13 protein-coding genes and 1 riboswitch are annotated in these 12,109 nt (G+C 72.2%); of the genes, 8 read left to right on the top strand and 5 right to left on the bottom strand.

Annotation, left to right across the window (positions count from 1 at the left end; genetic code table 11):
* Positions 1-8 precede the first annotated feature (8 nt).
* Both OG553_RS12685 and OG553_RS12680 read left to right on the top strand, forming a co-directional pair.
* The gene (locus OG553_RS12685) at positions 9-836 is read left to right on the top strand and encodes a Scr1 family TA system antitoxin-like transcriptional regulator (RefSeq protein WP_405979098.1); all 828 of its coding nucleotides are present in this window, start codon (positions 9-11) and stop codon (positions 834-836) included.
* On the top strand, positions 833-1,024 hold the full coding sequence (locus tag OG553_RS12680) for a DUF397 domain-containing protein (protein ID WP_405979097.1): 192 nt from the start codon (positions 833-835) through the stop codon (positions 1,022-1,024). The genes OG553_RS12685 and OG553_RS12680 overlap by 4 nt, the downstream gene beginning before the upstream one ends.
* 29 nt (positions 1,025-1,053) lie before the next feature.
* On the opposite strand, the gene OG553_RS12675 is transcribed toward OG553_RS12680, so the two are convergent.
* Complete coding sequence (locus OG553_RS12675) at positions 1,054-1,581, bottom strand: hypothetical protein (protein ID WP_405979096.1); 528 nt, start codon at positions 1,579-1,581, stop codon at positions 1,054-1,056.
* A 101-nt stretch (positions 1,582-1,682) separates the two neighbouring features.
* Positions 1,683-2,522, bottom strand: coding sequence for a hypothetical protein (locus tag OG553_RS12670; protein WP_405983028.1), 840 nt, complete (start codon positions 2,520-2,522; stop codon positions 1,683-1,685).
* Between the two features lie 98 nt (positions 2,523-2,620).
* Here OG553_RS12670 and OG553_RS12665 point away from each other — a divergent pair, with 98 nt between their 5' ends.
* Positions 2,621-2,923: a hypothetical protein gene (locus tag OG553_RS12665; RefSeq protein ID WP_405979095.1), complete on the top strand. Its 303-nt coding sequence runs from the start codon at positions 2,621-2,623 to the stop codon at positions 2,921-2,923.
* 6 nt (positions 2,924-2,929) lie between these two features.
* A complete protein-coding gene (locus OG553_RS12660; RefSeq protein ID WP_405979094.1) occupies positions 2,930-4,126 on the top strand; it encodes a glutathionylspermidine synthase family protein in 1,197 nt (398 codons plus the stop codon).
* Between the two features lie 19 nt (positions 4,127-4,145).
* On the opposite strand, the gene OG553_RS12655 is transcribed toward OG553_RS12660, so the two are convergent.
* Positions 4,146-4,709, bottom strand: coding sequence for a hypothetical protein (locus OG553_RS12655; protein WP_405979093.1), 564 nt, complete (start codon positions 4,707-4,709; stop codon positions 4,146-4,148).
* Between the two features lie 145 nt (positions 4,710-4,854).
* The gene (gene rocD / locus OG553_RS12650) at positions 4,855-6,060 is read right to left on the bottom strand and encodes an ornithine--oxo-acid transaminase (RefSeq protein ID WP_405979092.1); all 1,206 of its coding nucleotides are present in this window, start codon (positions 6,058-6,060) and stop codon (positions 4,855-4,857) included.
* A gap of 117 nt (positions 6,061-6,177) precedes the next feature.
* Positions 6,178-6,268: riboswitch (ZMP/ZTP riboswitch) on the top strand.
* Positions 6,269-6,303: 35 nt separating this feature from the next.
* Between rocD and glyA the strand changes: the two genes are divergently transcribed.
* From glyA to OG553_RS12630, 4 genes are all read left to right on the top strand, one after another.
* Complete coding sequence (gene glyA, locus OG553_RS12645) at positions 6,304-7,572, top strand: serine hydroxymethyltransferase (protein WP_405979091.1); 1,269 nt, start codon at positions 6,304-6,306, stop codon at positions 7,570-7,572.
* 461 nt (positions 7,573-8,033) lie between these two features.
* Positions 8,034-9,047 (top strand): tryptophan--tRNA ligase, encoded by a 1,014-nt coding sequence (gene trpS / locus OG553_RS12640; protein ID WP_405979090.1) that lies wholly within the window; start codon positions 8,034-8,036, stop codon positions 9,045-9,047.
* Positions 9,048-9,130: 83 nt separating this feature from the next.
* On the top strand, positions 9,131-9,715 hold the full coding sequence (locus OG553_RS12635; RefSeq protein WP_405979089.1) for a 2'-5' RNA ligase family protein: 585 nt from the start codon (positions 9,131-9,133) through the stop codon (positions 9,713-9,715).
* Between the two features lie 173 nt (positions 9,716-9,888).
* The gene (locus OG553_RS12630) at positions 9,889-10,812 is read left to right on the top strand and encodes a YhjD/YihY/BrkB family envelope integrity protein (protein ID WP_405979088.1); all 924 of its coding nucleotides are present in this window, start codon (positions 9,889-9,891) and stop codon (positions 10,810-10,812) included.
* Here OG553_RS12630 and OG553_RS12625 read toward each other — a convergent pair.
* Positions 10,809-12,080, bottom strand: coding sequence for a D-alanyl-D-alanine carboxypeptidase family protein (locus OG553_RS12625; protein ID WP_405979087.1), 1,272 nt, complete (start codon positions 12,078-12,080; stop codon positions 10,809-10,811). The two genes, OG553_RS12630 and OG553_RS12625, sit on opposite strands and share 4 nt — an antisense overlap.
* Positions 12,081-12,109: the final 29 nt, after the last annotated feature.

Raw genomic sequence — 12,109 nt, 5'->3', positions numbered from 1 at the left:
GGAGCCCTGTGAACATCAAGGAGTTGAACCCGGACAGCTCGCCGCAGGCCGCGTACGGCGCGCGCCTGCGCGGTATGCGGACGGCCCGCGGCTGGAGGCAGGAGGAACTGGGCGAGCGGATGGGGTATTCGAGCACCCACATCTCCGCCGTGGAAACCGGTCGCAAAGTTCCGACCTTGCGCTTTTCGCGCAGTCTGGACGCGGCTCTCGGGGGCGGAGACACGTTCGAGCGCCTGTCGCTGGAGGTCCGTCACGGCGCGCTGCTGGAGGGCTTCCCGGAGTACGTCGGCTACGAGGGCCGCGCGGTGGAGCTCCGCCTCTTCGAGATCGGGATCATCCCCGGACTGTTGCAGACGCCCGAGTACGCGCGGGTCCTGGCGGACAGCGCCGTGCAACGAGGGGCCATCTCGCCAGAGTTCGCCGCCGAGCGGGTCGCGTTCCTCGCTGAGCGGCAGGAGGCGCTGGAACGCGTACGGCCACCCATGGTGTTCGTGGTGATGGACGAGAGCTGCATCCGGCGGCCCGTCGGCGGCCTGGAGGTGATGGGCGCCCAACTGGAGCGCCTGGTCGAGTTCGCAGCTCGGCCGCACACGATGCTGCAAGTGGCGCCGTTCGAGATCGGGGAGCGGCGGACGTTCAACCTCCCGGTCAATCTGCTGACGCTCGCCGACCGGTCGGTCGTCGCCTACGCCGAGTCCCAGTCACAGGGCCACTTGGACCGCGAAACCGTCTCGGTGCTGCCCATGCTGACGGCCTACCATCAACTTCAGGCCGAAGCCCTGTCCCAGGCGGCATCAGTGGCCATGATCAATGAGGTACGAAAGGGCACCCCGTGACGACCAGGTCCGATTCCCCCCGTTGGTTCAAGTCCTCCTACAGCGACAACGGCGGCAACTGCGTCGAGGTCGCCCTCAACCTCCCCGCCACCGTCCCCGTCCGGGACTCGAAGACCCCCGGCGGCCCGGTGCTGACCTTCAGGGCGGCGGCGTTCGCGGCGTTCGTGGCCGGGGTCAAAGCCGTCTGAGGGCGCCCGGGCCGAGCCGGGGTGACTCCTCAGCAGAACTGGGCGGCAGCCGCAGCGGCTCCGTCCTTCCAGGCCTTCTCGTAGGTGGCGGTGGGGGGTGCGATCCCCTGCGGCAGCTTGGCCTGGCAGTTGGCCTTGACCGCCTTGAAGCCGTCGGCGAAGCCCTTGGCCTTCTCCTCGTTCTTCTGTGACTGCTGGGTCTTGGCCTTGGCGCACTTGATGACGCTGGCACCGTCGTCCACCGTGATGTGGTACTGGCCGTCCTTGGCGTCCTTCACGACGAAGGCGCCATCGGCGTCGATGGTGAATCCGGTGCCGGAGTGGCTTGGTCCGATGAAGGCGACCTTCTGCCCCTCCTTGAACCCCTCGCCCATGAGCGAGAAGGTGGGCGCGCCCGCGGCGTCGGTGTTCCGTACGACCGCGCACACCGCCGCCGGGGCGATGGTGCCGGTCCCGGGAGTCCTTTCGTCCATCCCGTGGGCGCCGGAGGCCGTGCCGAGCGCGAAGGACGCGGCGAGCGGTGGTGCCAGGAGAGCGATACACAGTCTGCGGTTCATACATCCACCCCTGGATGGGTGGGCTGAGCTTCACAGCCCTGGTTCCACCATTGTCGGCGGAGCCCGTGGCGACCGCATCAGCACCCGCGCGGCGGCGCGGGTCAGGCGGGATCCGTGAGGGACGCCCGGGTCTCCGCAGGCTCTCCGAAGCGGGACAGGGCCAGGGAGCCGGCCACGGCCACGGCGAAGCCGGCCACCGCCAGCCACGTCAGGCCCTCGCGGGTGCGGTCGCCGAGCCAGGCCACGCCCACCACCGCCGGGCCGATCGTCTCGCCCAGCACCAGGCCCGCCGTCGCCGCCGTCACCGAGCCGCGCTGCAGGGCGGAGGTGAGCAGCAGGAACGCCGCCGCCCCGCCCAGCAGCAGCGCGTACGGCGCCGGGTTGCGCAGTTCCCGCAGCGAGACGGAGTCGATGAGCCGGACGGCCACCTCCACCACCCCGAAGCCCGTCCCCGCCGCCAGCCCGAGCACCAGCGCGCGCGAGCCCTCCGGCATCCGCCCCGCCACCGCGCCGACCACCAGGACGAGCCCCGCCACCACCAGCAGGCCCAGCTCCAGCGCGGGCGTGCCCGTCCCCGAGCCCTCCTCGCCGGAGGCCAGCCCGAGCATCAGCAGCCCCGCGCACACCACCGCCACCGCGCCCCATTCCAGCCGCGACAGCCGCACCCGCAGCAGCCGGGCCGCGACCACCGCCGTCACCGCCAGGCTCGCGGCCAGCGCGGCACCCACCGCGTAGATCGGTACGTGCCGCAGGGCGATGATCTGGAGCACGAAGCCGACCGCGTCCAGCCCGAGCCCCGCCAGGTACCGCCACTGCCGCACCGCCTTCAGGAGCAGCGTCCCCGCCCCGGCCGCCCCGTCCGCCGCCGCCGCGCGGGCCGCCATCGCCTGGAGCACGGTCGCGGTACCGAAACAGACCGCCGCACCCAGCGCGCAAACCATCCCAATCAGCACGAACCGACTGTAAGTCAACCGTCGTGACAAGGGTGTGACGGCGGCCGGATTCCATCCCCCCGCGCCCCCGCTCTAGGGTGCAGGCCATGGATACCGGCAACACGACCAGACGACGCATGCGCTCCGGCGCGGTCGCCCTCGGCGGCATGGGCCTGCTCGCCGCCACCCTCGTGGCCTGCGGGAGCAGCGACGAGCCCGACAAGCGCTGCGCCTCCCGCTCGACGCTGGACCACCTGAACTCCAAGGAGTGCAAGAGCGGCGGCCGCGGCTCGTACTACTACGGGGGCAGGGTCAGCAACGGCAAGGTGACCGGCGGCAGCTTCGACAAGTCCGCCGTCACCCGCGGCGGCATCGGCGGCCACAGCAGCTCCGGCTCCTCCGGCGGCTGAGCGCAGATGCAGCGGCACACCATCGAACCGCGCCCCGACTGGCAGAAGACCGTCGAGGAGCAGGGGCTGATCTACCCCCTCACCCGCTACCCCGACGACTCCCTGCGCCCCTACTGGGACGAGAGCGCCTACTACTCCTTCTCGCTCCCGGAGGTCGAGGCGCTGGAGGAGGTGGTCGAGGAGCTGCACGCCATGTGCCTGGCCGCGGCCGCGCACATCGTCGACAACGACCGCTTCGCGGACCTCGGCATCACGGACCCGAAGCTGGCCGCGCTGATCGCCGAGTCCTGGCGCCGGCGCGCCGAACAGCCCTCCCTCTACGGCCGGTTCGACCTGCGCTACGACGGCGGCGGCGAGCCCGCCAAGCTGCTGGAGTACAACGCCGACACGCCCACCTCCCTGGTCGAGGCCGCGAGCCCGCAGTGGTTCTGGATGGAGGAGCGCTTCCCGGGCGCCGACCAGTGGAACTCCCTCCACGAGCGGCTCGTCGAGGCCTGGCGCCGCCAGGCCGAGCTGCTGCCGCCGGGCCCGGTGCACTTCGCGCACTCCGAGACCGACGAGCTCGGCGAGGACCTGATGACGGTCGCCTACCTCCAGGAGACCGCCGAGCAGGCCGGGCTGGAGACGCACGCGCTGTCGGTGGAGACGATCGGCTGGGACAGCCTCTCGGGCCGGTTCGTGGACGAGAAGCTCCGCTTCATCCGCAGCTGCTTCAAGCTCTACCCGTGGGAGTGGCTGGCCACCGACGAGTTCGCCCCGCAGGTGCTGGGCACCTACGACCACGGCGGCGGCTCGGGCACCACCGCCTGGATCGAGCCGCTGTGGAAGATGCTCCTCGCCAACAAGGCGCTGCTGGCGATCCTGTGGGAGCTGTTCCCCGAGCACCCCAACCTGCTGCCCGCCTATCTCGACGGCCCCCGCGAGCTGGCCGACACCTGCGGGTACGTCGCCAAGCCGCTGCTGGGCCGGGAGGGCGCCGGGGTCACGCTGCACGAGGCGGGCGGGGAGGGCGAGCCCTTCGTCCCGGCCGAGGGGGAGACGTACGTCTTCCAGGCGCTGGCCCCGCTGCCCGACTTCGACGGCAACCGCACGGTGCTCGGCGCGTGGGTCGTCGAGGAGGAGGCGGCGGGGCTGGGCATCCGCGAATCGGCGGGCCCGGTCACGGACGAGTACGCCCGCTTCCTGCCGCACGTCATTCTTTAGGGCCGTCGGCCGTCGGCCGTCAGCCGCTGGGGCACTGCTTGTCGTAGGAGGCCTCGGCGCCCGCCGTCCAGCCCTGCCAGTAGTTCTTGGAGTGGTCCCGGCTCTTGTCGGGCTGGGGCGGGACGGTGCAGTCCGACCGGGACGCGGCCTTCACGCCGGCCAAGTACCCGTCCGCGTAGCCGTGCTTGTACTCCCGCGAGTTCGTGGGGGCGGTGGTGGACGGGCCCGTCGGCTTCGTGGCCTGCTTGACCTGGCAGTTCACGAAGACGAAGTTCTGGTCCTCGTTCACCGCGAGGACGGTGTAGTCGACGTTCTTCTGGAAGCGCTGGACGCGGAAGTTGCCGTTCGCGTCGATGTTCAGGGGTTCGGTGGACTCGCCGTCGTTGAGGTTGCGCGGGGCGGTGAACCCCTCGCCGGTGATGACCACGAAGTTCCCCGACGGGTCGGGGGTGACCGTGCAGCTGGCGGCGGGGACCGCCGTCGGCGCCGCGGAGGCCGGCGCCGCGAGGGCCGCGGCGCCGCCGAGGGCGACGGAGGACGCCAGGGCGGCGCACAGCAGGATGTGTCGGTCGCGTCGGTGCATGGGGGTGCTCCCATCGGAGGGTCGGCCCGGCGCGAGCCGGGGACGCGCACCCGTACGGGTCCCTCCATCGTCCGCCGGGCCGCTCCCCGTGTCCACCGCAGCGGCGGGCACGGCCGGGGTACGGCCGTACCCGCCGCCGGGACCACTACGCGCAGAGCACCGACCGCAGCTGGTCGAGGCCCCAGTCCAGGTCCTCCTTGGAGATCACCAGCGGCGGCGCGATCCGGATCGTCGAGCCGTGGGTGTCCTTCACCAGGACGCCGAGCTCCATCAGCTTCTCGGAGACCTCGCGGCCCGTCCCGATCGCCGGGTCGACGTCCACGCCCGCCCACAGCCCGCGGCCGCGGACGGCGGTCACCGCGCCCCCGCCGATCAGCAGGTTCAGCTCCCGGTGCAGGTGGTCGCCGAGTTCCGCGGCGCGCTGCTGGTACTCGCCGGTGCGCAGCATCGCGATGACCTCCAGCGCGACGGCGCAGGCGAGCGGGTTCCCGCCGAAGGTGGACCCGTGCTCCCCGGGCCGGAACACCCCGAGCACGTCCCGGTCGGCGACCACGGCCGACACCGGCACCACACCGCCGCCGAGCGCCTTGCCGAGGACGTACACGTCGGGCACGACGCCCTCGTGGTCGCAGGCGAAGGTCCGGCCGGTGCGGCCCAGGCCCGACTGGATCTCGTCCGCCATGAACAGCACGTTCCGCTCGCGGGTCAGTTCCCGTACGCCCGCCAGGTACCCGGCCGGCGGGACCAGCACCCCGGCCTCGCCCTGGACCGGCTCCAGCAGCACGGCCACGGTGTTGGCGGTGACGGCGGCGTCGAGGGCGGTCAGGTCCCCGTACGGGACGATCTCGAAGCCGGGCGTGTAGGGGCCGTAGTGGTCGCGGGCCTCGTGGTCGGTGGAGAAGGACACGATGGTCGTCGTACGGCCGTGGAAGTTGTTCGCCGCGACGACGATCTTGGCCTGGCCGTCCGGGACGCCCTTGACCTCGTACCCCCACTTGCGGGCCGTCTTGACCGCCGTCTCCACCGCCTCCGCGCCCGTGTTCATGGGCAGCACCATCTCCTTGCCGCACAGCGCGGCGAGTTCGGCGCAGAAGTCGGCGAAGCGGTCGTGGTGGAAGGCGCGGGAGGTGAGGGTGACCCGCTCCAGCTGCGCGCGGGCGGCGTCGATCAGCCTGCGGTTGCCGTGCCCGAAGTTGAGCGCCGAGTACCCGGCGAGCATGTCGAGGTACCGGCGGCCCTCCACGTCGGTCATCCACGCCCCGTCCGCCGACGCGACGACGATCGGCAGGGGGTGGTAGTTGTGCGCGCTGTGTTCGTCGGCGGAGCGGATGGCATCAGCAGTTCTCGACACGGGGTCTCCGATCGTCCGTCTGGCTGGTGGCGCGGGTGACGTGGGTGACGTCATTTGTATCGTCGCTCGGATCGTGGAACCGGAAACCTCATCGGTGCCGCGCCCGCTATGGTGTTCGGTACGCACGGCGACTGGCGTACGGAGAACCAACTCCGGGGGAGTCGTGCGCGCACGACCGCACACAGGGCCGCTCGCCTGGGCCTCGCGGGGACGAGATTCGACATCGACCCCGGAGGAGCCGCGATGACCGCGCACCACCGCCAGCCCGCCCTGTTCGCCACCGACCCCGAGCTCGCCGCGCTCGTGTCCGCCGAGGAGACCCTCCAGGCGGAGACCCTGCGGCTGATCCCCAGCGAGAACTACGTCTCCGCGGCCGTGCTGGAGGCCTCCGGCACGGTCCTGCAGAACAAGTACAGCGAGGGCTACCCGGGCCGCCGCTACTACGAGGGCCAGCAGAACATCGACCGCGTCGAGGCCCTCGCGATCGAGCGGGCCAAGGGCCTGTTCGGGGTGGACCACGCCAACGTCCAGCCGTACTCCGGCTCCCCGGCCAACCTGGCCGTCTACCTGGCCTTCGCGAAGCCCGGCGACACGGTGATGGGCATGGCCCTGCCGATGGGCGGGCACCTGACGCACGGCTGGGGCGTCTCGGCCACGGGCTCCTGGTTCCGCGGCGTCCAGTACGGGGTGCAGCCCGGCACCGGGCTCATCGACTACGACGCGGTGCGGGCGCTGGCCCTGGCCGAACGCCCGAAGATCATCTTCTGCGGCGGTACGGCCCTGCCCCGCACCATCGACTTCGAGGCCTTCGCCGCCATCGCCCAGGAGGCCGGCTCGGTCCTCGTCGCGGACGTGGCCCACATCGCCGGCCTGATCGCGGGCGGGGCCCACCCCTCCCCGGCGGGCCACGTGGACGTCATCTCCACGACCACCCACAAGACCCTGCGCGGCCCGCGCGGCGCGATGCTGATGTGCAAGGAGGAGCACGCGAAGGCCATCGACAAGGCGGTCTTCCCGGGCCTCCAGGGCGGCCCCCACAACCAGACGACGGCGGGCATCGCGGTGGCCCTGCACGAGGCCGCGCAGCCGTCCTTCGTCTCGTACGCGCACGCGGTCGTGGCCAACGCGAAGGCGCTGGCCGCGGCGCTGCTGGAGCGGGGCTTCGACCTGGTCTCGGGCGGCACGGACAACCACCTGATCCTGATCGACCTCACCGGCAAGGACGTCCCGGGCAAGGTCGCGGCGAAGGCGCTGGACCGGGCGGGGATCGTGGTCAACTACAACACGGTGCCGTTCGACCCGCGCAAGCCGTTCGACCCGTCGGGGATCCGCATCGGCACGCCGTCGCTGACCTCGCGCGGCCTGACCGCCGCGCACATGCCGGTGGTGGCGGACTGGATCTCCCGCGCGGTGGACGCCGCCGCCAAGGCCGACGAGCCGGCCCTTGCCGGCATCCGCGCCGAGGTCTCGTCCCTCATGTCGGCCTTCCCGGCCCCGGGGCTCCCCCTCTGACGCGCCGCTCGCGCGGCTCGGCGCCGGGGCGCCTCTCCGGCTTCGCGCCGCTGCGCCGGACTCCGTCCGCCGGCCCGTTGGGCGGGGTCGGTTCGGGTGGCGGGTGCCGGTGGGGTCGGGTGCGGGTGGTGGGCCGCTGCGCGGGCGAGGTCCCCTACCCGCCCTTCCACCGTTCCCAGGGGCGCTGCCCCTGACCCCGATACCGGACGCTCCGCGCCCGGTGCGCTCAATCGCCGCGCGGGCTGGATGTGCGCAGCACATCTCAGCCCCGCCGGCGTTTGAGGCGCGGGGGTCTGGGGGCGGAGCCCCCAGGAGGGGTCCGGGCGCAGCCCGGGGAACGGGCGAAGGGCGGGGCGGGGAGCAAGCCCCGCGCAGCGGCCCACCCACCCGCACCCGACCAACCGGCACCGGCACCGGCCCACCGCACGGAGGCGGCTTCGGCAGGTGGAAGAATGGGGGGCATGGCTTCTGACCGTCCTCGCGCGCTCTCCGGCATCCAGCCCACCTCCGGCTCGTTCCACCTCGGGAACTACCTCGGAGCGATCCGCCAGTACGTCGCCCTCCAGGAGACGCACGACGCCTTCTACATGGTCGTCGACCTCCACGCGATCACCATGCCGCAGGATCCGAAGGACCTCCGCGCGAACACCCGGCTGTCCGCCGCGCAGCTCCTCGCCGCCGGCCTGGACCCCGAGCGGTGCACGCTCTTCATCCAGAGCCACGTCCCGGAGCACGCGCAGCTCGGCTGGGTCATGAACTGCATCACCGGCTTCGGCGAGGCCAGCCGGATGACCCAGTTCAAGGACAAGTCCGCCAAGGGCGGGGTCAACAGCGCCAGCGTCGGCCTGTTCACGTACCCGATCCTCCAGGTCGCCGACATCCTGCTCTACCAGGCGAACGCCGTCCCGGTCGGCGAGGACCAGCGCCAGCACATCGAGCTGACCCGCGACCTGGCCGAGCGCTTCAACCAGCGCTTCGGCCAGACCTTCACCCTCCCCGCCGCGCACATCGTCAAGGAGGTCGCGAAGATCTACGACCTCCAGGACCCGGCGATCAAGATGTCGAAGTCCGCGTCCTCCCCCAAGGGCCTGATCAACCTCCTCGACGAGCCCAAGGTCACCGAGAAGAAGATCAAGAGCGCGGTCACCGACACCGACACCGTGATCCGCTTCGACACCGAGAACAAGCCCGGCGTCAGCAACCTGCTCACGATCCTCTCCACCCTCACGGGCGAGTCGGTCCCCGCCCTGGAGGCCTCGTACGAGGGCAAGGGTTACGGAGCGCTCAAGACCGACCTCGCAGGCGTGATGGTCGATTTCGTCACACCCTTCCGGCAGCGCACGCAGGAGTTCCTGGACGACCCGGAGACCCTGGACTCCCTGCTGGCCAAGGGCGCGGAGAAGGCCCGGGCGGTCGCCGCGGAGACCCTGGCGCAGGCCTACGACCACCTCGGTTTCCTGCCCGCCAAGCACTGACGGACTTCGGGCCCCTGGCGGCCGAGGGGGTGCTGCCGCCACACTGAGCGGCAGCACCTCGTACACACACCAAGGAGACACACGTGGGGACCGTAACGCTCGGCGTTTCGATCGCGGTCCCGGAGCCGTACGGCAGCCAGCTCCAGGAGCTGCGCGCCGGCTTCGGGGACGCCGCCGCGCACGGCATCCCCACGCACGTCACCCTCGTACCGCCCACCGAGGTGGAGGCGGACCGGCTGCCCGCGATCCGCGCCCACCTGGCCGAGGTCGCGCGGGCCTTCCCGCCCTTCCCGATGCGGCTGGAGGGGACGGGGACCTTCCGCCCCCTCTCGCCGGTCGTGTTCGTCCGCCTCGCCGAGGGCACCCCGGGCTGCACCCGCCTCCAGGGCGAGGTGCGCGACCCCGAGGGACCGCTCGCCCGCGAGCTGGCGTTCCCGTACCACCCGCACGTCACCGTCGCCCACGGGATCTCCGAGGAAGCGATGGACCGCGCCTTCGCCGAGCTCGCCGACTACGCGGCGGGCTGGCTGTGCGAGGGCTTCGCGCTCTACGAGCAGGGCTCGGACGGTGTCTGGCGCAAGCTGCGCGAGTACCCCTTCGGCACCGGCGCCGTCGGCGTCCCCGCGCAGCCCGCCCCGCCGGCCGGCGCGGCCGTGCCGCGCCCCTGACGCAGCAGCCGCGGGGCGGCCCGGCGCGCGCGGAAGCGGAAACCCCGCAGTAGCAGGGCATGGAACGGGTGGGCCTGGGGACGATCCGTAGGGCGAAAAGTCACAGTCGACGACCGTATCGCCCGAAACCGGCAATCCCCGCTATTTCGCTGAGCTCATTTACGGTGGCCCCCATGGACTGGCTGAAGAAACTCCCGGTGGTCGGGCCGGCGGTCTCCGCCGCCACGCGGACCCACGCCTGGCGTTCCTACGAGCGCCTCGACCGCGTGCACTGGAGCCGGCTGGCCGCCGCGATCACCTTCATCAGCTTCCTCGCGCTCTTCCCGCTGATCACCGTCGCCGCCGCGGTCGGCGCCGCCCTGCTCAGCCAGGAGCAGCTGGACAAGCTCCAGAAGAGCCTCGCCGAACAGGTCCCCGGCATCTCCGACCAGCTCGACCTGGAGGGGCTCGTCGCCAACGCGGGCACCGTCGGCATCGTCGCCGGCGCCGTGCTCCTCTTCACCGGAATCGGCTGGATCGGGTCGATGCGCGACTGCCTGCGCGCCGTCTGGGAGAAGGACGACGAGGACGAGGGCAACCCCTTCCTGCGCAAGGGCAAGGACGCCCTGGTCCTCCTCGGCCTCGGCGGCGCGGCCCTCGCCTCGGCCGCCGCGTCGATCATCGGGGCCAGCGCGGTCGGCAAGTCCGCCGAACTCCTCGGCATCGCGCGCGAGGGGGCGGGCGGGGCGCTGCTGCGCGCCGCGGCCTTCGTCGTCGGCGTACTGGCGGCCTTCCTGCTGCTGCTGTACCTGCTGACCCTGCTGCCCGGGGTCGAGCCGCCGCGCGGCCGCCTGATCCAGGCGGCGCTCATCGGCGCGGCGGGCTTCGAACTGCTGAAGCTGCTGCTCAGCGGCTACATGCGGGGGGTCGCGGCCAAGAGCATGTACGGGGCCTTCGGCGTGCCGATCGCCCTGCTGCTGTGGATCAGCTTCACGGCGAAGCTGCTGCTCTTCTGCGCGGCCTGGACGGCGACCCGGGACGAGGACGAGGAGCAGGACGAGCGGCAGGACGAGCAGCAGGACGAGCAGCAGGACGAGAGGCAGGAGGAGGCGGCCTAGGAGGCGGTGCCGCCTCCCGGGCCGCGGCGGCCCCGGGGCCAGCGGCGGTTGACCACGTAGGCCCCGCCGGCCAGGACGGCCAGCGCCCCGCCCGCGATGCCGAGCGCCGTGCCGAGCCCGCCGCTGCCGGAGGCCTCGCCGCCCGCCGCGGGCCGGCCCTTCTCGTGGGTCGTGGCGGGGGAGCCGAGCGGGGAGGTGTCCGCACTCTTCGGCGGCACCAGCTCGCCGACCGGCCTGACCTTCCCGGCCGCCTCGAACCCCCAGTCGAAGAGCTGGGCCGTCTCCTCGTAGACCGAGTTGACCCCGCCGTTGTCCGGGTTCATCACGGTCACCAGCAGCTTCTTGTCGCCGCGCTGGGCGGCGCCGGTGAAGGTGGAACCGGCCATGGTGGTGTTGCCGTTCTTCACCCCGGCGATGCCCTTGTACGGGGTGATGCCGCCGGCGCCGGTCATCAGCCGGTTGGTGTTCTGGATCTCGAAGTACTCGCGGGGCCTGCCCGCCTCCTGCCGGCCGGGGAACTTCGCCTCGGCCGTGCCGCAGTACTCGCGGAAGTCCTGCTTCTGCAGTCCGGAGCGGGCGATGAGGGTGAGGTCGTACGCGCTCGACACCTGCTCGGGGGCGTCGTAGCCGTCCGGGGACACCACGTGGGTGTCCAGCGCCTGGAGCTCCTCGGCGTGGGCCTGCATGTCCTTGACGGTCTTGTCGATGCCGCCGTTCATGGCCGAGAGCACGTGCACCGCGTCGTTCCCGGAGCGCAGGAACACGCCGAGCCACAGGTCGTGGACGCTGTAGTCGTGGTCCTCCTTGACGCCGACCAGGCTGCTGCCGGGGCCGACGCCGTCCATGTCCTGGTCGGTGACGTGGTGCACCTGGTCCTTGGGGAGGCCGGGCAGCACGGTGTCGGCGAAGAGCATCTTCATGGTGGAGGCCGGGGGCAGCCGCCAGTGCGCGTTGTGCGCGGCGAGCACCTCGCCGGTCTCGGCGTCCGCCACGATCCAGGACCGGCCGCTGAGGTTGGCGGGCAGGGCGGGCGCGCCGGGCAGCGGGTTGACCTGGGTGCCGGGCTGGCCGAGGCGGGCGCCGCCGACCGTGGACATCGAGGGGGGCGGCGCGGGGGCGTTCGGCGCCTTGGGGGGCTGCCCCTTCCCGTCGGCCGCCGGGGGCGGCGTGGGCGCGGCGAGCGCGGGTGTGCTCGCGGGTGCCACGAGCACCGCCGGGACCAGCAGTGCGGCGGAAAGGACCGTCAGTGCGGTCTTCTTGGCAGACACGCAGGTGAACGTACATCCCGATGGACTGC

Source organism: Streptomyces sp. NBC_00158, from assembly GCF_045160885.1.
Classification (GTDB): domain Bacteria; phylum Actinomycetota; class Actinomycetes; order Streptomycetales; family Streptomycetaceae; genus Streptomyces.
The sequence above is the reverse complement of the archived record's forward strand: the minus strand, read 5'-3'. Positions and strand labels throughout refer to the sequence as shown.

What these genes read in the sequence shown, in the direction of transcription:
- OG553_RS12675 (WP_405979096.1), bottom strand. Translation starts at nt 1,581, where the DNA reads ATGAACCGCAGACTGTGTATCGCTCTCCTGGCACCACCGCTCGCCGCG.
- OG553_RS12670 (WP_405983028.1), bottom strand. Translation starts at nt 2,522, where the DNA reads ATGGTTTGCGCGCTGGGTGCGGCGGTCTGTTTCGGTACCGCGACCGTG.
- OG553_RS12665 (WP_405979095.1), top strand. Translation starts at nt 2,621, where the DNA reads ATGGATACCGGCAACACGACCAGACGACGCATGCGCTCCGGCGCGGTC.
- OG553_RS12660 (WP_405979094.1), top strand. Translation starts at nt 2,930, where the DNA reads ATGCAGCGGCACACCATCGAACCGCGCCCCGACTGGCAGAAGACCGTC.
- OG553_RS12655 (WP_405979093.1), bottom strand. Translation starts at nt 4,709, where the DNA reads ATGCACCGACGCGACCGACACATCCTGCTGTGCGCCGCCCTGGCGTCC.
- glyA (WP_405979091.1), top strand. Translation starts at nt 6,304, where the DNA reads ATGACCGCGCACCACCGCCAGCCCGCCCTGTTCGCCACCGACCCCGAG.
- trpS (WP_405979090.1), top strand. Translation starts at nt 8,034, where the DNA reads ATGGCTTCTGACCGTCCTCGCGCGCTCTCCGGCATCCAGCCCACCTCC.
- OG553_RS12630 (WP_405979088.1), top strand. Translation starts at nt 9,889, where the DNA reads ATGGACTGGCTGAAGAAACTCCCGGTGGTCGGGCCGGCGGTCTCCGCC.